The organism is Enterobacter sp. Ap-867 (assembly GCF_011752855.1).
GTDB lineage: Bacteria > Pseudomonadota > Gammaproteobacteria > Enterobacterales > Enterobacteriaceae > Cedecea.
Genome location: NZ_VWWS01000002.1, coordinates 497,523 through 515,374, shown reverse-complemented (window position 1 = coordinate 515,374; position 17,852 = coordinate 497,523). Strand labels below are relative to the sequence as shown.

Below are 17,852 nucleotides of genomic sequence, written 5' to 3'. Positions count from 1 at the left end.
TTGCCGCGCGCTAAAAGTTTGGCGCTTAATCCTTACGTTGCTGAAGGAGACGGAGAGAGCGCTCACGACGGCTCTGCTCACGGCTGCGATCCAGCAATATTTCCTCAATAAACGCCAGGTGACGGTGCGACGCTTCTCGCGCCTGCTCCGGCTGGCGAGCCATAATCGCCGCAAAAATGCTGGCGCGATGGCTGCTCACTTGCGCCAACATCTCGCGGCGCGCGTAGAGCAATTCAAAATTCTGGCGAACGTTCTGTTCGAGCATAGGCTCCATGCAGCGCAATAAATGAAGAAGCACAACATTATGCGCGGCTTCGGTTACGGCAATTTGATACTGCATGACGGCATCGGCTTCGGCGTCTAAATCACCGGACTCCTGAGCCTGCTGGATGGCAATATGGCAATCACCAATGCGCGAGAGATCTTCTTCGGTTCCGCGCAGCGCCGCGTAATAAGCAGCAATACCTTCAAGCGCATGGCGGGTTTCAAGCAGATCAAACTGGGATTCGGGATGGTCTGAGAGCAGTTCGACCAGCGGGTCGCTCAGGCTCTGCCAAAGGCTGTTCTGGACAAAAGTACCGCCGCCCTGGCGACGAAGCAGCAAACCCTTGGCTTCGAGACGCTGGATGGCCTCGCGCAGCGAAGGACGGGAAACATCAAATTGTTTCGCCAGTTCGCGTTCAGGTGGAAGTTTTTCGCCCGGGCGTAGAGTGCCCTCAAGGATGAGAAACTCCAGCTGCTGCTCTATCACATCGGATAATTTTGGTTGGCGGATTTTGCTGTAGGCCATCGTTCCCTATCTCTGCCATTAGCCCGGAGTCAATTGGTAAGACCAATTTCACGTTCGTGAGGCTAAAAGTAACAAAGTATTCACCTTCTGTCCATATTGGTTTTGATTGAAATCATGAAAGCAGGCACATTTTAACAATAACAAAAGAAGGGATTTTCAAAACCATAACTTGGGCACTAACTCGCGTTTACCCACAAAGCGGTAAGTTAACGTTTATGAAACGATATATTTTTCAAAAACAACCGAAAGACGCGATGAATGTATGTCATTTTTGTGACGCAAAATGGCCGCTCAAGAAGTATTCTCGACTCACCTTGTCCTCCCCTCTTTTTTACAAATGGTTTCTTTTTGCCCAACTCGTCAGAGCAGTGGCAGAAAGCAGGTGCAAAGGCCTGCGCTTAACATTATTCTTTGCGATGCGGTAGCCCTATCCGCAAAATTCATAATTGATAACCGTAAAAAAAAGACTACACATTACGGAATAAAACAATTACATCCGCGTCAATGTAGCGCAGACATTAACCACTACGAGGTTACATGATGGAAGGTCAACAGCACGGCGACACGCTGAAGCGCGGTCTTAAAAACCGCCACATTCAGCTTATCGCGCTTGGTGGAGCTATCGGGACGGGCCTGTTTCTGGGCAGCGCATCCGTCATCCAGTCCGCAGGTCCGGCAATTATTCTCGGCTATGCTATCGCCGGGTTTATCGCATTTTTAATTATGCGCCAGCTGGGTGAAATGGTTGTTGAGGAGCCGGTAGCCGGGTCCTTCAGCCATTTTGCTTACAAGTACTGGGGTGGTTTCGCGGGCTTCGCTTCAGGCTGGAACTACTGGGTACTCTACGTTCTGGTTGCCATGGCTGAACTGACGGCCGTCGGCAAATACATCCAGTTCTGGTGGCCGGAGATCCCAACCTGGGCTACGGCGGCGGTATTCTTCATCGCTATCAACGCCATCAACTTAACTAACGTTAAAGTCTTTGGTGAGATGGAGTTTTGGTTCGCCATTATTAAAGTGGTGGCGGTTATCGCCATGATTCTGTTCGGCGGCTGGTTACTCTTTAGCGGCAACGGTGGCCCACAGGCGTCCGTCAGCAACCTCTGGGATCAGGGTGGCTTTCTGCCGCACGGCATCACCGGGCTGGTCATGATGATGGCTATCATTATGTTCTCCTTCGGCGGGCTTGAGCTGGTCGGTATTACCGCCGCAGAGGCAGACAACCCGGAAGTGAGCATTCCAAAAGCGACCAACCAGGTTATCTACCGTATTCTGATTTTCTATGTGGGTTCGCTGGCGATTCTGCTGTCCCTGCTGCCGTGGACGCGCGTGACCGCAGACACCAGTCCGTTCGTGCTGATCTTCCATGAGCTGGGCGACACTTTCGTGGCTAACGCTCTGAATATCGTGGTGCTCACCGCCGCCCTGTCGGTTTACAACAGCTGCGTTTACTGCAACAGCCGTATGCTGTTCGGCCTGGCACAGCAGGGGAACGCGCCGAAGATGTTGAAAAGCGTCGATAAGCGCGGTGTACCGGTGAACACGATTCTGGTTTCCGCAGGCTTCACCGCCCTTTGCGTGCTGATTAACTACCTGGCACCGGAATCCGCTTTCGGCCTGCTGATGGCGCTGGTTGTCTCAGCCCTGGTGATCAACTGGGCGATGATCAGCCTGGCTCACATGAAATTCCGCCGTGCTAAGCAGCAACAAGGGGTGAAAACCCGCTTCCCTGCCCTGTTCTATCCGTTAGGAAACTGGGTCTGCCTGCTGTTTATGGTTGGCGTGTTGGTCATCATGCTGATAACGCCAGGCATGGCCATCTCGGTTTACCTGATCCCAGTGTGGATTGCGATTCTGGGCGTCGGTTATTTCCTGAAGCAGAAAAACCTGAAGACAGTGAAAGCCTGATAAAGAAAACGCCCCGCAATGCGGGGCGTTTTCTTACAGCCTTCCGGCCCTAAACCAAAGTGCCGTAAATCGTCAGTAACGCCACCACGACCACAATCACCAATGAAATTTTCTTCGCCAGCGATACCGCAGCTTTCGGTGTTTTCATCTTATCCTGATGGGGTTCTCTCGCCAGCGAGTACTGTGCCAGTTGTGTGAGAACCTGGTATTGAGAGGTATGCCTGTCGGCAAGGGATGCAAACCAGGCTGGAAGCGCTCGCTCACCGTGGCCCAACAGGGCATAAGCGACACCCACCAAACGCACGGGCACCCAGTCAAGAATATGAAGAATGCCGTCAATTCCCGAGAGCAAGCGCTCGTGTGCCGTATGATGCCGGGCAAGCCATGTCTGCCATGCGCGCAGGAAAGCATACCCTGCGAGCGTAACCGGCCCCCATGTTCCGCCCACCACAAACCAAAACAGCGGCGCGAGATAGAAACGGAAGTTAATCCACAGCAGCGCGTTTTGTAGCTCGCGCAGGTATTCACGCTCGCTGCACTCAGGCGGAACACCATGAATCAATGTAAGCTCTGCAGCCATTGCATCACGGGCATGTTCATCATCATGGCTGGCGGCTTTAAGATACGAATGATAATGCAGCCTGACCTGCCCGGCCCCGATGCAAAGCACACCCAGCGCAATCCAGAACACCAGCAGTGGGACGTTGAATAGTAACCCATGCAAAGCACGGAGAATCAGGAAAACCACGGCCATAAATGCAGCGGTCATTAACAGCGTTCTTAACAGAGAAAAATGCTTAACCCGTCCAAACAGGACTTCAAGACGATGATCTAACTGCCAGTGTTCGCCCATTTTGAACAATCGCTCGCCCATCAGGACTAACAGCAGGGTAAACAGGGTCATGTGCTCTCCTTGTCAGTTGCCTCTTCAACCGCACCCCAAAAGCGCGGCCAGTCAAACGAAGGGCCTGGATCGGTCTTCCGACCAGGTGCTATATCGCTGTGGCCCGTGATGTTTTTCGCCATATCAGGATAGTGTTGAATCAGTAAGTTAGCTAAGGCTGTGAGTTGTTCATATTGAGCGTCGGTATAGGCCAGCGTATCGGTACCTTCCAGCTCAATACCGATAGAAAAGTCGTTGCACTTTTCTCTTCCCTGATAGCTCGAGACGCCCGCATGCCAGGCTCGTTTATCGAAAGGGACGTACTGAACAATTTCGCCGTCCCGGCGAATCAGACAATGGGCAGACACGCGCAAATGCGAAATACCGGCAAAGTAAGGGTGCGCTGCAGGATCGAGCGTTCCGGCAAATAACGCATCAATCCAGGGGCCACCGAACTCCCCCGGCGGCAAACTAATATTGTGCACCACCAGCAATGAGGGGTTTTCCTCTTCCGGTCGGCCGTCACAATGCGGGGATGGCAGATGTTTTACCCCCACCAGCCAGCCGTCTTTAAGCTGCATGAGAGGTTCTCCTTAGAGTGGTACTTGAAGTCGCTTCAGAGTAGCATGAAACAATATTAACTTATTCATTCTGGAGTTTAATCATGCCGCCCCGCCGTTATAATCCTGACCGCCGACGTGACGAGCTGCTCGAACGAATTACCCTCGATATCCCTCTCGCCGTAGCCCAGGCGCTGCGGGAAGATCTGGGCGGTGAAGTCGACCCAAACAACGACATCACGGCACAATTATTACCCCCAGAAAACACGTCGCATGCGGTTGTTATCACCCGCGAAAAGGGGATTTTTTGCGGTAAACGCTGGGTAGAAGAAGTCTTTATTCAGCTTGGCGGCGACGTGACGGTGACCTGGCATGTCGAAGATGGCGCTGAAGTCACCATCAATCAGCCACTTTTTGAGCTTAATGGCCCGGCCCGTATTCTCTTGACCGGAGAAAGAACGGCGCTGAACTTCGTGCAAACGCTCTCAGGCGTAGCCAGCGAAGTTCACAGTTACGTGGCGCTGCTTGAGGGCACTAAAACGCAGTTGCTGGATACCCGTAAAACACTTCCGGGCCTGCGCACCGCGCTGAAATATGCCGTGCTATGCGGCGGGGGCAGCAACCATCGCCTCGGCCTTTCCGATGCTTTCCTGATCAAAGAAAATCACATTATTGCTTCCGGCTCTATTCGTCAGGCAGTGGAGAAAGCATTCTGGATGCACCCTGACGTGCCGGTAGAAGTGGAAGTTGAGTCACTGAATGAATTGGAACAAGCGCTCAAAGCTGGGGCTGACATCATCATGCTGGACAACTTTACCGTTGAGCAAATGCGTGAAGCCGTGGCACTTACCCAAGGGAAAGCGCGCCTGGAAGTCTCTGGCAACGTGACCAAAGAGACGCTGAGAACATTCGCTGATACCGGCGTGGACTACATCTCCGTAGGTGCTCTGACTAAGCACATACGCGCCCTCGACTTGTCTATGCGCTTCCGCTAATGCAACACCACGGCGGGCCAGCCATTACTGCGCCCGCTTTTTTGCGTACTGATTTCCATTTTTATTGTCGATACATACAACTGCGTTAACTAACACGGAAAGCATTTCCCGAATGTCCTTTTCCCTGTTCGCTATTGCTTAGCCTGTTCAGCACAGTGTTGCTCTCTAACCAAAAGGAGCGACAGATGAACAAGCAAAAAGGATTTACGCTAATTGAGCTTATGGTGGTGATAGGCATCATCGCCATTCTGAGCGCCATCGGCATTCCTGGATATCAAAACTACCTTCGTAAAGCAGCTTTGACCGATATGCTGCAAACCTTCCTGCCCTATCGTACCGCCGTCGAACTTTGTGCCATCGAGCGTGGAGGGATCTCCGATTGCAATGCCGGCAGTAACGGCATCGCTGAAACCAAAACGACGCGCTACATCAGTTCAATGAGCGTTGCCAGCGGGATTGTGACGCTCAACGGCCAGGAATCCCTGAACGGGCTGGCGGTTACGTTCACCCCTCAGTGGAGCGACGCTAACGGCGTAACCGGCTGGGCAAGGGTCTGCAGTGCTGAAAACGGATCGCCGCTGAAACAAGCCTGTGAAGATGTATTCCGCTTTAACGAAACGCAAGCGGGGACGGGTAAATGAGTACAAAAGAACAGCTTAACGCCCTATGCCAGCACTACAACGCCATACTGATAGAGGAAACGCCTGACGCGGTACGAATTGCTGCGGTTGAAGCCCCAAACGAGCAAATGTACGAGGCGCTCCGCTTTCTTTGCGATAAACACATTGATGTAGAGATCTGGCCCATTGAACGGCTCGAGAAATGGCAAACGCTGGAGCCCTCTCAGCCTTCGGAGCACGACCGCAGCAGTTCAGCGGTCGCACTTTTGAATACAACACTTGCCACCGCCGTACAGCAGCGTGCATCCGATATCCATTTTGAGCCCTTCGAAAATGCCTATCGAATTCGGCTTCGCATTGATGGCGTGCTGCAATGTCAACCGCTACTGCCTCAGGCAATGGCCGCGCCCGTCACTGCAAGGCTCAAAATTCTGGCTAACCTGGATATCGCAGAAAAGCGGCTGCCTCAGGACGGACAAATGGACTACCTCGCCGAGGAGGTGAAAGCGTCATTTCGCGTCTCGACGCTGCCTTGTCGATACGGCGAGAAGGTCGTTTTACGGCTTCTTCAGCAGGGCAAACAGCATATGGACATTCATTCTCTGGGGATGTCAGAGGATGAAAAAAAACAACTTCAGCAATCACTCCAGGCCCCGCAGGGGATGATTCTGGTAACCGGTCCTACAGGGAGCGGAAAAACCATTACGCTGTATAGCGCCCTGGCGGCGCTTAACCAACCGGGTATCAACGTCTGCAGCGTAGAAGATCCCATAGAAATTCCTCAGGAAGGGCTGAACCAGACGCAGATAAACCCTAAGGCTGGTCTCACCTTTCAGCACGTCCTACGCGCATTACTGAGGCAGGATCCAGACGTCATTATGGTCGGTGAAATCAGGGATGGTGAAACAGCAGAAATTGCCATCAAAGCTGCCCAGACCGGGCACCTGGTTTTATCGACATTGCACACCAACTCCACCGTTGAAACGCTTGTCCGCCTGGAGAAAATGGCCATTCCTCGCTGGATGATCGCATCTGCCTTGAATATCATCGTGGCTCAAAGGCTGGTGAGAAAGCTTTGCCCTCACTGCAAAACACACCACGAATCAGCCATAACATTACCTGGACACATTTGGCCTTCCGCGCTGCCCAATTGGCATGCGACAGGATGTGAACGTTGCTACGGAGGATATTATGGGCGAACAGCGTTATTTGAAATCCTGCCGCTATCCGCCGCTCTAAGACAAGCCATCACGCAAGGCAAATCCGCAAGTAACATTGAAAGTCTCGCCAGAGAGCAAGGGATGAGTACGCTTTTCGAAAATGGCTGCGTTGCCGTAGCACAAGGCCATACGACGCTGGAAGAGGTTTACCGCGTGCTGGGTATGCCACATGCCTAAACCTCTGCTTTGGCGATGGGAAGCCATAGACCACGAAGGCCAATTAAAAAATGGTGAATCACTTGCCGGCGAGCGCGCTTCTCTTGAGGAGGAGCTTGCTCAGCAGCAGCTTCAGCTCCTGTCCGTTAAAAAATCATCGCTGTCAGGGAGATCCTGTTGGCATATTCAGCACAAAATTGACTTTGTCCGGCAACTTGCAGCGCTGATCCATGCCGGTATCGCCTTAACTGACGCGCTGTTGCTCATAGCCCGACAGCATCCCAAACCTGCATGGTCGGCATTATTACAGCACACAGAACGACAGGTAGCGCAGGGCATACCGTTTTCCGAAGCGCTTAAGCAATGGCCCCATATCTTCCCGCCCCTGTTTATTGCATTACTGCATACCGGAGAGCTGACGGGAAGGCTTGCAGAGTGCTGCCAGCGGCTGGCAGAACAACAAGAACAACACTACCAACTCAGCAAAAAGGTCGTGAAAGCCCTGCGTTATCCGCTCTTTATTTTGATTGTTGCACTGCTGGTAACCGCAGGCATGGTTGGGTTTGTTCTGCCTGAGTTTGCCAATATCTATCGTTCTTTTAACGCGCCTCTGCCCGCGATCACCCAGGCCGTTATGAGTCTTTCAGAGTGGGCAACGTCTCAAGGAGGATGGTGGATTTTAACCGCTATGCTCTTAGCCGTTATAGGTTGGTGGCTTCGCCGCACCCAACCCGTCATTCGAGAAAAAGAACAATTACTGCTGTTAAAAGTACCGGTCATTGCTCCCTTGAGGCGAGGCCAGCTACTCAGCCAGATATTTACCGTACTAACGCTGTCTCAGCACTCTGGCGTCCCCTTGTTACAGGGTCTTGAAGCGGTTGAAAAAACGCTGACCCAGACGTTCTGGCAACGGCAAATTACTGATGTACGCGATCGGGTTTCCGAGGGAAAGCCCCTCTGGCAGGCGTTGGAGCAGTCGGGGTATTTCACACCACTTTGCCAACAGTTGGTTCGAATTGGTGAAGAATCCGGTTCTCTGGATCTGATGCTTGAGCGCCTGGCGCGCTGGCATTATGAGAAAACGCAGGAGCTGGCTGAAAATCTTGCCGCCACGCTGGAGCCAGTCATGATGCTGGTCATTGGCTTGATCATTGGCACGCTGGTGATAGCCATGTATCTACCTATTTTCCAGATGGGGGATGCCATGGGAGGAGGATGACGCAGCCTGAGCTGCGTCATCGATGCTCATCAGAGGCTATTGAAAACGCGGTTTTCCTGTTCCGCTACGCGGATGAAAGTTGTGCGTTTAGTCAGCTCTTTAAGGCGAGAGGCACCTACATAGGTACAGGCAGAACGCAGGCCGCCAAGGATATCGCGAGCGGTATTTTCCACCGGCCCGCGCAGAGGCAGCTTAACGGTTTTGCCTTCTGCAGCGCGGTACTGCGCAACACCGCCTACGTGGCGGGTCATGGCAGACTCGGAGCTCATGCCGTAGAACAACATAAACTTCTCGCCATCCTGCTCAACAACGGTACCACCGCTTTCTTCATGCCCTGCCAGCATACCGCCCAGCATAACGAAGTCAGCTCCCCCACCAAAGGCTTTAGCCACATCGCCCGGCACAGTACAGCCACCATCGCTGACGATCTGGCCGCCTAAGCCGTGAGCTGCATCAGCACATTCAATGACGGCGGAAAGCTGAGGGTAGCCCACGCCGGTTTTAACGCGCGTGGTGCATACAGAGCCTGGGCCAATGCCAACTTTCACGATATCGGCCCCTGACAGGATCAGCTCTTCACACATTTCACCGGTAACCACGTTACCCGCACAGATAACTTTATCAGGCCATGCTTCGCGGGCTTTGCTGACGAACTGGGTGAAGTGCTCAGAGTAGCCGTTCGCCACGTCGATGCAGATAAATTTCAGTGCAGGAGTCAGGGCCAGAATCTGCTTAGTTTTGGCAAAATCTGCATCAGAAGTGCCGGTTGAGACCATGATATGGCGCAACAGGTTTTCAGGCACGGAACGAATAAAGTTGCTCCACTCTTCTACAGAGTAGTGTTTGTGCACGGCGGTAAGAATATCGAATGAGGCCAGCGCCTGCGCCATCGCGAAAGTGCCTACGGTGTCCATATTCGCAGCAATAATAGGGACGCCAGACCAGGTGATACCGGAATGCTTGAATGTGAATTGACGTTCCAGCTCAACGTCTGAACGGCTTTTGAGGGTGGAGCGTTTTGGGCGAATTAAAACGTCTTTAAAACCTAACTTCAAATCTTCTTCAATACGCATGATGCAGATCCCTGGGTCGAATGGCGATGAACGCGATCGGCGGTAGGCTCTTCATTACTCAAGACAGAGAACAACGGCAAGCCCGGAACCCAGATATACAGAAATCAGACACTGGGGTGAGCAAGCACGGAAAACGTACCTGTGGCTTAAAGTAAAACGAGCAAACAACAGCCAACTCCAGTGACGCTATCATACGCAGTAATAATGACTCCGCAAGACTGCGAAAACCGACTTTTTTACGCTACAATCGTTTAAATTTACCTGGTAAACGGTAAAAAGCCCGCAGACGGCGAATACCCGATTTTTACGTGATACAAAATCACCTAAAATCACGCCACCAAAGACTTTTTATCTTATTGATAAATATAGCATCAGGATCGGTTATTTATGGTTTACACGGTTGCACTTACGGGCGGCATTGGCAGTGGTAAAAGTACCATCGCCGAAGCCTTTTCCCGCGCTGGAGTCACCGTCATAGATGCAGATGTAATTGCCCGTCAGGTTGTTGAGCCAGGCCAACATGCGTTAGCTCTCATTTCTCAACATTTTGGCCCAAAGATCCTTCTGGAAGATGGTTCTTTAAACCGTCGAGCGTTGAGAGAAACGATCTTCAGCTCCCCGCAGCAAAAGCAATGGGTTAATAACCTGCTACATCCTATTATCCAGCAGCAAACTCGTGATGAGATTGCTCGTGCTACCTCACCTTACGTGTTGTGGGTAGTCCCTCTGCTGGTAGAAAACAATCTGCAACAAAAGGCGGACCGGATTTTAGTGGTGGATGTTTCCCCCGAGACCCAGATTGCGCGTACTATGCTGCGGGACAATGTTTCCCGCGAACACGCCCAGCAGATTCTGGACGCTCAGGCGTCCCGGGAAGCTCGCCTCGCCGTGGCAGATGATGTAATTAATAATGACGGCAGTCCCCAGGACGTTGTCGTGCATGTTGACCGCCTGCATCGCCAGTACCTGAAACTGGCTGGTCTGGCCGCACAACAGGAAGCAGAATGATGAACACTCAGGTTCTTTTCGAACACCCATTGAATGAGAAAATGCGCACATGGCTGCGTATTGAGTTTTTGATCCAACAGATGCAGTCAGCACTTCCTATCAATGACAGCGCAAAGGCGCTGCATTTTTTTCGTAACGTCGGTGACTTACTGGATGTGTTTGAAAGGGGCGAAATTCGCACCGATATTCTCAAAGAGATAAGCCGTCAGCAGCGTAAACTGCTGAGCTGGTCAGAAGTCCCGGGGGTTGATATGCAGCGCATCGACTCGCTGCGAAGCCAGTTGGAGAGCTGCGGCAGCGTGTTGATGGCCGCGCCGCGCATCGGGCAAATTCTGCGAGAAGATCGCCTTATTGCGCTGGTACGCCAGCGGCTTAGCATCCCAGGCGGCTGCTGTAGCTTCGACCTGCCTACCCTGCACATTTGGCTTTATCTGCCGCAGGAACAACGCGATGCTCAGGTTCATTTTTGGCTAAACAGTCTCGAACCAGTGAAACAGTCGCTCGATCTTCTGCTGGACATCATCCGCAATTCTGCGCCATTCCGGAAACAAACCAGCCTCAATGGATTCTACCAGGACAATGGCGACGATGCCGACCTGCTTCGTCTTCATCTCACTCTCGGCGATCAGCTTTATCCACAGATTTCCGGCCACAAAAGCCGCTTTGCGATTCGTTTTATGCCGCTGGATTCAGAGAATGGCCTGGTGCCTGAACGCCTCGACTTTGAGCTGGCCTGCTGCTAAGGAAACAACATGAACGAAGAAACCATCGTTAATTGTCCTGGCTGCGGCAAAGCGGTTATCTGGAACGAAAGCAGCCCATACCGACCATTTTGCAGCAAGCGCTGCCAGCTTATCGACCTGGGCGAGTGGGCCGCTGAGGAAAAACGTATTCCCAGCAGCGGCGACCTCTCTGAAAGCGAAGGCTGGAGCGAAGAACAGGAACGCTAATCGTTTAGCAGCTTTAAAATGACGGGCTCATTGGCTGGCGGAAACTCGTCGGCGATGAGTTCCCCTTGAGCAACCCAACGCCCGGGTTGCCCTTCTTTGCCCCAGGGTTCACCTTCCCAACTTTCTATCAGATAGAACCACAGGGAAATATGACGATCCGGGAACTGGTACTCCAGGGTTTCAAACAGGCTGGCACTTTGCACCACAATACCGGTTTCTTCCTGTAATTCCCGGATAACGGCCTGTTCCGGGGATTCACCTGCCTCAATCTTCCCGCCGGGAAATTCCCATTTATTCGCCATGTGCGCATCGGCTGCGCGCTGCGTGATAAAAATTTCACCCTGTTGATTACGGATAATGCCGACAGCGATTTGCAGTTGCTTCATATTCTCAAACTCCATGCGTAAAAAAGGCGCAGCAAGCTGCGCCTTTTCGATTTTGTCAGACCTTAGCTCAGACGGCCATGGCACTGTTTGTATTTCTTACCGGAACCGCAAGGGCAAGGATCGTTCCGACCCACTTTACGATCGCCAGTTTCTGCTGCCAGCGCCTGTGCGGCCTGAGTTTCATCATCCACATGACTAAGCTGCTGCATACGTGCCAGACGCTCGGCTTCTTCACGACGCTGTTGTTCCATCGCTTCAACTTCTTCCGGCAGGCGGACCTGAACTTTGCTCAGGGTGCTGATCACTTCATATTTCAGTGACTCCAGCATCGCGGCAAACATAGAGAAGGATTCACGCTTGTATTCCTGCTTCGGATCTTTCTGCGCATAACCGCGCAGGTGGATCCCCTGACGCAGGTAATCCATTGCGGCCAGATGCTCTTTCCACAGGGAATCCAGCGTTTGCAGCATCACGCCTTTTTCGAAGTGGCGCATCATTTCTGCACCCACGACTTCTTCTTTACGTTGATAAAGCTCAATCGCCGTCTGCAGAATACGCTCACGCAGCGTTTCTTCGTGCAGCTCAGGTTCTTTATCCAGCCACTCTTTGATTGGCATCTCGAGATCAAAGTCGTTTTTCAGACGCTCTTCCAGACCTTCTACATCCCACATTTCTTCCAGAGACTGAGGCGGAATATGCGCATCGATGGTGACTTTGAAGACGTCTTCACGAATGCTGGCGATGGTTTCGCTCACGTCGGTAACGTCGAGCAGCTCATTACGCTGGGTATAAATAGCGCGGCGCTGATCGTTTGCGACGTCATCGTATTCCAGCAGCTGCTTACGAATATCAAAGTTACGGCTTTCGACTTTACGCTGTGCGTTGGCAATCGCCTTGGTTACCCAAGGGTGTTCAATGGCTTCGCCCGGCTTCATACCCAGTTTACGCATCATATTGGATACGCGATCCGAGGCGAAGATACGCATCAGGGCATCTTCCATCGACAGGTAGAAGCGGGAAGAACCGGCATCACCCTGACGGCCAGAACGGCCACGCAGCTGGTTATCGATACGGCGGGATTCATGACGCTCGGTGCCGATAATATGCAGACCACCTGAAGCCAGTACCGCATCGTGGCGAACTTTCCAGTCCGCTTTGATCTGAGCAATTTGCTCTGGCGTTGGCTCATCCAGCTCAGCAATCTCTTCCTGCCAGCTCCCGCCCAACACGATATCCGTACCACGACCCGCCATGTTAGTCGCGATAGTTACCGCGGCTGGGTAACCCGCCTGAGCAACGATAGCCGCTTCGTTGGCGTGGAACTTGGCATTCAGAACATTGTGTTTGATACCGGCCTTGGTCAACTCATTGGAAACCACTTCAGATTTCTCAATGGAGATGGTCCCCACCAGCACAGGCTGGCCGTTCGCGGTACGCTCTTTAATGTCTTCGATAATCGCGCCAATTTTATCCAGTTCGGTCATGTAGACCAGATCCGGCATATCTTTACGGATCATTGGGCGGTTGGTCGGCACAACGATGGTGTCGAGCTTATAAATAGAGCTAAATTCAAACGCTTCGGTGTCTGCAGTACCGGTCATCCCTGCCAGCTTCTCGTAAAGACGGAAGTAGTTCTGGAAGGTGATGGACGCCAGCGTCTGGTTTTCATTCTGAATTTCGACGCCTTCTTTTGCCTCAACGGCCTGGTGAAGACCATCTGACCAACGACGCCCCTGCATAGTACGGCCCGTGTGTTCATCAACGATGATGACTTCGCCATCTTTAACGATGTAGTCAACGTCGCGGGTGAACAGCGCATGGGCGCGAAGTGCCGCGGTCACATGATGCATCAGCATGATGTTGGCTGGTGAGTACAGCGACTCGCCCTCTTCCATCATGCCTTCTTGCACAAGCAGCTCTTCAATCAGCACCAGACCACGTTCGGTCAGGTTAACCTGGCGAGATTTTTCATCCACGGAGAAGTGGCCTTCACCCTGGAAGGTGTCAGAGTCTTCTTTTTCCTGACGCATCAGGTGCGGAATGATTTTGTTCACGCGTTTGTACAGCTCAGAGCTGTCTTCCGCAGGGCCGGAGATGATCAGCGGCGTACGCGCTTCGTCGATCAGGATGGAGTCAACTTCATCCACCAGCGCATAGTGAAGCTTGCGCTGCACGCGCTCTTCAGGGCTGAAAGCCATATTGTCGCGGAGGTAGTCGAAACCGTATTCGTTGTTGGTACCGTAGGTGATGTCTGCTGCGTAAGCTTCACGCTTAGCAGGCGCTGGCATGCCTGGTAGGTTGATACCTACGCTCAGCCCCAGATATTCAAACAGAGGACGGTTGTTTTCGGCGTCACGCTGGGCCAGGTAGTCGTTCACGGTAACAACGTGCACACCTTTGCCGCTCAGTGCGTTCAGATAAGCTGGCAGCGTTGCCGTCAGGGTTTTACCTTCCCCAGTACGCATTTCCGCGATGCAGCGATCGTTCAGGACCATACCGCCCAGCAGCTGCACGTCGAAGTGACGCATGCCGAAGACGCGCTTACTTGCTTCACGAACAACAGCGAAAGCTTCCGGGATTAGCGTTTCCAGCACTTCACCTTTTTCCAGACGCGCGCGGAACTCACCGGTTTTAGCCTTCAGCTCATCATCCGTGAGCTTTTCCATCTGCGGTTCCATGCTGTTGATCACGGAAACCACTTTGCGCATACGGCGCAGTGTACGATCGTTACGACTACCGAAAACTTTAGTTAATAATTTGATTAGCATAATAAATTCTCAAACGCCTGCCGTCAGTACGGTCAATAAATTGTTGTTAGTTTGGAAGATGAATTAGCTGAGGCAAAGCGGGCCTGCGCGGATGCCCTGTACCTGACGGATCCACGCCACGGTACTGAAAACGTCTCCTACAGGAGATGCCCTAAACGCAGTCTGGCGAACAATAACGGGAGGTTTACTTTCCTGCGTTAACAGCGCGCTAAGCGTGTCCAGCAGGGCAAGGTGCTGTGCCTGAAGCGGCACGCTTTCCTGTGCCACAGGCAAAGCCTGAGGTGCCATAGCAAAGGAAAGATGACGGATAACGGTGCGGATTGCATGCTGGTGCCAGTAGTCCACACCAAAGGAAGGACGGCGAGTGCTTTCTTGCAGTTGAACAAGGCTATCGAAACGCAGCTGCCGTGCCGAATCGTGACGGCTGGCGGAAGCTTCAGCGGGCACGCCGGTTTCTGTGTTACCGTTGAGCGCAGGCATGCCAAAACTCGCCGCGACCATCCCCAACAGGAGATGCGGCCAGAAATAACGTCTGCCAAATTGTCGCCAACGATTTAGAATACCAATCACTTTTTCCGCCGGAGCTTAATGTATGCGCGACAGTCGCCCGCAATCTTTAGAAAATCTGTTTGACGAAGCCGGTCAGGAAAGCATGCTACAGAACGTACAGCAACGTGCCGTCGCTCTGCTGCGTCTTAACCGGGCAGTGAAAAGCATTTTGCCTGCTCCACTGCATCCCTGGTGCCGGGTGGCCAACTTCCGTCAGGGCATTCTCGTCCTTGAAACCGCAAATGCCAGCTGGCTGATGCGCTTACGCTATGAACAAGCCACGCTGCTGAGTGCATTACGCGCCCAAATCTTACCATCATTGACATCAATCGACATCAGGATTAATCCTTCGCTGGCGGCAAAAGGGCAGGAATTTGTTCAAGAAAACACCACTCAGACAGAGACTGAGAAATACGAAGTGAATCGTCAACTGAGTAAGCAGAGTGCAGGAGCGTTGAGAGAGGTGGCTAAACGTAGCCCGGAGAAATTAAGAGCAACAATAGAACGACTGGCTTCACTGGCCGGAGAGGGTACCAGCAAAACCAGTCGTAATCGCTAATTTAAGCGTTACGCCAGCACCAGTTTAGGTGCTTTAAACGCCAGCGGAAGTTCGGCTTCGTCTTCGAAGGTCGCCCATTCCCAGGCTTCCTGTTTAGCCAAAACAGCCTGCAGCAGTTTGTTGTTCAGGGCATGACCAGACTTATAGGCGGTAAACGCGCCGATAATGTTGTGGCCACACATGAACAGATCGCCGATAGCATCCAGCATTTTGTGACGAACGAATTCATCTTCAAAACGCAGGCCGTCTTCGTTCAATACGCGATAATCGTCAACAACGATGGCACAATCGAAGCTGCCGCCCAGGCACAGGCCGCGGGACTGCAGATATTCGATATCACGCATAAAACCGAAGGTACGCGCACGGCTAATCTGACGCATAAATGCTTCAGCAGAGAAGTTCATGGTGTAGCGCTGGGTGCTTGCATCAATCGCCGGATGGTTGAAGTCGATGGTAAAGTCCAACGAGAAACCATTAAACGGTGACATTTCAGCCCATTTATCGCCATCTTCCACGCGAACCGTCTCTTTCAGACGTATAAATTTCTTGGCCGAGTTCAGTTCGTCAATCCCTGCATCAAGCAGCAGATAGACAAACGGCGCCGCACTGCCGTCCATAATAGGGATTTCTGGCGCATCGACTTCAACAATAATGTTGTCGATACCCAGCCCTGCCAGGGCAGCGTTGAGGTGCTCTACGGTAGAAATCCGTACATCATGCTCGTTGACCAGACAAGTACAGAGCATGGTATCCCGCACGGATTTGGCATCAGCCGGAAAATCTACCGGAGGATTCAAGTCGGTGCGACGATAGATGACCCCGGTATTTGCCGGCGCAGGGCGCAGCGTCAGTGTGACTTTTTTGCCGGTATGTAAACCGACGCCAGTCGCCTGAACGATACGTTTAAGTGTCCTTTGTTTGATCATCGTATAATCCCGCCAAATTACTAAGCTAGCCGAGAGTGTATATCACTAACGGCAGGCCAGTTTAGCACAAAGAGCGAATATTCCCAACTTCCGGTTTATTCTTAATCAGCTTGCTTACGCAGGAACGCTGGAATATCCAGATAATCAGGCTCTTTCGCCGTCTGCGGTGTGTTGTCGTTCACCACTTTAGCGACCGGCTTTTGCTCTTGCGTCAGCGGAGCCATACCGTGCTGCTGGTAGCGATCCATCACTGGCTGCTGTACCTGCTTGTTAGTCACCAGGGTAATCTCAGGACGTTTGTCCATGCCGATCCCAGTAGCAACAACAGTTACGCGCAGTTCGTCGTTCATCTCTGGATCCAGAGAAGTACCGATAACCACAGTTGCGTTGTCAGATGCGAACGCACGAATGGTGTTACCCACGGTTTCGAACTCATCCAGACGCAGGTCGAAGCCAGCGGTGATGTTAACCAACACGCCACGAGCGCCAGACAGGTCGATATCTTCCAGCAGTGGGCTGGAGATAGCCATTTCTGCTGCTTCTTCAGCGCGGTCTTCGCCGCTGGCAACGCCGGAGCCCATCATGGCGTAGCCCATTTCAGACATCACTGTACGCACGTCCGCGAAGTCAACGTTCATCAGGCCCGGACGAGTAATCAGCTCGGCAATACCCTGCACGGCGCCTTTCAGTACGTCGTTTGCCGCACCAAATGCGTCAAGCAGAGAAATGCCGCGTCCCAGCACTTTCAGCAGCTTGTCATTCGGGATAGTGATCAAGGAGTCAACGTGCTTAGACAGCTCGGCGATACCCTGCTCCGCGAAAGCCATACGCTTCTTGCCTTCAAAGTTGAAAGGCTTAGTCACGACGGCAACGGTCAGGATACCCAAATCTTTAGCTACTTCGGCAACAACAGGAGCAGCACCCGTACCGGTACCACCACCCATACCAGCAGCGATGAACACCATGTCTGCCCCGTCCAGCGCAGCGCGTAAAGCTTCGCGGTCTTCTTCCGCAGCGTTACGACCCACTTCTGGATTTGCGCCTGCGCCCAGACCTTTAGTGATCCCATTACCGATCTGGATCGTCTGGCCGACAGCGGTTTTACGCAGTGCCTGAGCGTCAGTGTTCACCGCAAAGAATTCAACGCCTTCGATGCGTTCACGCACCATGTGTTCAACGGCGTTACCGCCGCCGCCACCGACGCCGATGACTTTAATCACCGCGTCGTTGGTCAGTTCCATAGGTTCAAACATAGTTTCTCTCCGTTTTGTGCCTGTCGCCT

18 protein-coding genes are annotated in these 17,852 nt (G+C 52.6%); 9 read left to right on the top strand and 9 right to left on the bottom strand.

Annotated features, from left to right (window positions below; all coding sequences use genetic code 11):
* Positions 1-25: 25 nt before the first annotated feature.
* Positions 26-790, bottom strand: coding sequence for a pyruvate dehydrogenase complex transcriptional repressor PdhR (gene pdhR / locus F3J26_RS10000; RefSeq protein ID WP_039290334.1), 765 nt, complete (start codon positions 788-790; stop codon positions 26-28).
* A gap of 540 nt (positions 791-1,330) precedes the next feature.
* On the opposite strand from pdhR, the gene aroP reads away from it, so the two are divergent.
* The gene (gene aroP, locus F3J26_RS09995; protein WP_166993637.1) at positions 1,331-2,698 is read left to right on the top strand and encodes an aromatic amino acid transporter AroP; all 1,368 of its coding nucleotides are present in this window, start codon (positions 1,331-1,333) and stop codon (positions 2,696-2,698) included.
* 49 nt (positions 2,699-2,747) lie between these two features.
* Here the strand turns inward: aroP and ampE are convergent, their stop codons facing one another.
* Positions 2,748-3,602, bottom strand: coding sequence for a beta-lactamase regulator AmpE (gene ampE, locus F3J26_RS09990; protein ID WP_166876761.1), 855 nt, complete (start codon positions 3,600-3,602; stop codon positions 2,748-2,750).
* Positions 3,599-4,162 (bottom strand): 1,6-anhydro-N-acetylmuramyl-L-alanine amidase AmpD, encoded by a 564-nt coding sequence (gene ampD, locus F3J26_RS09985; RefSeq protein WP_166993563.1) that lies wholly within the window; start codon positions 4,160-4,162, stop codon positions 3,599-3,601. The genes ampE and ampD overlap by 4 nt, the downstream gene beginning before the upstream one ends.
* 83 nt (positions 4,163-4,245) lie before the next feature.
* Here ampD and nadC point away from each other — a divergent pair, with 83 nt between their 5' ends.
* From nadC to hofC, 4 genes are all read left to right on the top strand, one after another.
* Complete coding sequence (gene nadC / locus F3J26_RS09980; RefSeq protein ID WP_166993561.1) at positions 4,246-5,136, top strand: carboxylating nicotinate-nucleotide diphosphorylase; 891 nt, start codon at positions 4,246-4,248, stop codon at positions 5,134-5,136.
* 185 nt (positions 5,137-5,321) lie between these two features.
* A complete protein-coding gene (gene ppdD, locus F3J26_RS09975; protein ID WP_166993559.1) occupies positions 5,322-5,777 on the top strand; it encodes a prepilin peptidase-dependent pilin in 456 nt (151 codons plus the stop codon).
* Positions 5,774-7,153 carry a type II secretion system protein GspE gene (gene gspE, locus F3J26_RS09970; RefSeq protein ID WP_166993557.1) on the top strand — a complete coding sequence of 460 codons (1,380 nt, stop codon included), beginning with the start codon at positions 5,774-5,776 and terminating at the stop codon, positions 7,151-7,153. The genes ppdD and gspE overlap by 4 nt, the downstream gene beginning before the upstream one ends.
* Positions 7,146-8,351, top strand: coding sequence for a protein transport protein HofC (gene hofC, locus F3J26_RS09965; protein WP_166993555.1), 1,206 nt, complete (start codon positions 7,146-7,148; stop codon positions 8,349-8,351). Before gspE ends, hofC begins: the two co-directional genes overlap by 8 nt.
* Before the next feature lie 29 nt (positions 8,352-8,380).
* Here the strand turns inward: hofC and F3J26_RS09960 are convergent, their stop codons facing one another.
* Positions 8,381-9,424, bottom strand: coding sequence for a GMP reductase (locus F3J26_RS09960; RefSeq protein WP_008461816.1), 1,044 nt, complete (start codon positions 9,422-9,424; stop codon positions 8,381-8,383).
* 387 nt (positions 9,425-9,811) lie between these two features.
* Between F3J26_RS09960 and coaE the strand changes: the two genes are divergently transcribed.
* From coaE to yacG, 3 genes are read left to right on the top strand one after another with little or no spacing between them, the layout of a single operon-like run.
* Positions 9,812-10,432 carry a dephospho-CoA kinase gene (gene coaE, locus F3J26_RS09955; RefSeq protein WP_166993553.1) on the top strand — a complete coding sequence of 207 codons (621 nt, stop codon included), beginning with the start codon at positions 9,812-9,814 and terminating at the stop codon, positions 10,430-10,432.
* Positions 10,432-11,175, top strand: a complete 744-nt coding sequence (gene zapD / locus F3J26_RS09950) for a cell division protein ZapD (protein ID WP_008461814.1) — start codon at positions 10,432-10,434, stop codon at positions 11,173-11,175. The genes coaE and zapD overlap by 1 nt, the downstream gene beginning before the upstream one ends.
* Positions 11,176-11,184: 9 nt before the next feature.
* The gene (yacG, locus tag F3J26_RS09945) at positions 11,185-11,382 is read left to right on the top strand and encodes a DNA gyrase inhibitor YacG (RefSeq protein ID WP_008461812.1); all 198 of its coding nucleotides are present in this window, start codon (positions 11,185-11,187) and stop codon (positions 11,380-11,382) included.
* Here the strand turns inward: yacG and mutT are convergent.
* From mutT to secM, 3 genes are all read right to left on the bottom strand, one after another.
* The gene (gene mutT, locus F3J26_RS09940) at positions 11,379-11,768 is read right to left on the bottom strand and encodes an 8-oxo-dGTP diphosphatase MutT (protein WP_008461811.1); all 390 of its coding nucleotides are present in this window, start codon (positions 11,766-11,768) and stop codon (positions 11,379-11,381) included. The genes yacG and mutT overlap by 4 nt on opposite strands.
* A 62-nt stretch (positions 11,769-11,830) precedes the next feature.
* On the bottom strand, positions 11,831-14,536 hold the full coding sequence (gene secA / locus F3J26_RS09935) for a preprotein translocase subunit SecA (protein ID WP_008461809.1): 2,706 nt from the start codon (positions 14,534-14,536) through the stop codon (positions 11,831-11,833).
* Between the two features lie 63 nt (positions 14,537-14,599).
* Positions 14,600-15,106 (bottom strand): secA translation cis-regulator SecM, encoded by a 507-nt coding sequence (gene secM / locus F3J26_RS09930; RefSeq protein WP_166993551.1) that lies wholly within the window; start codon positions 15,104-15,106, stop codon positions 14,600-14,602.
* A 22-nt stretch (positions 15,107-15,128) separates the two neighbouring features.
* On the opposite strand from secM, the gene F3J26_RS09925 reads away from it, so the two are divergent.
* Positions 15,129-15,644, top strand: a complete 516-nt coding sequence (locus tag F3J26_RS09925) for a DUF721 domain-containing protein (RefSeq protein WP_166993549.1) — start codon at positions 15,129-15,131, stop codon at positions 15,642-15,644.
* Between the two features lie 8 nt (positions 15,645-15,652).
* On the opposite strand, the gene lpxC is transcribed toward F3J26_RS09925, so the two are convergent.
* Together lpxC and ftsZ are read right to left on the bottom strand one after the other, a co-directional pair.
* Entirely contained in the window at positions 15,653-16,570 is a 918-nt protein-coding gene (gene lpxC / locus F3J26_RS09920; RefSeq protein WP_085541415.1) for a UDP-3-O-acyl-N-acetylglucosamine deacetylase, read from the bottom strand.
* Positions 16,571-16,671: 101 nt separating this feature from the next.
* Positions 16,672-17,823 carry a cell division protein FtsZ gene (gene ftsZ, locus F3J26_RS09915; RefSeq protein WP_166993547.1) on the bottom strand — a complete coding sequence of 384 codons (1,152 nt, stop codon included), beginning with the start codon at positions 17,821-17,823 and terminating at the stop codon, positions 16,672-16,674.
* Positions 17,824-17,852: the final 29 nt, after the last annotated feature.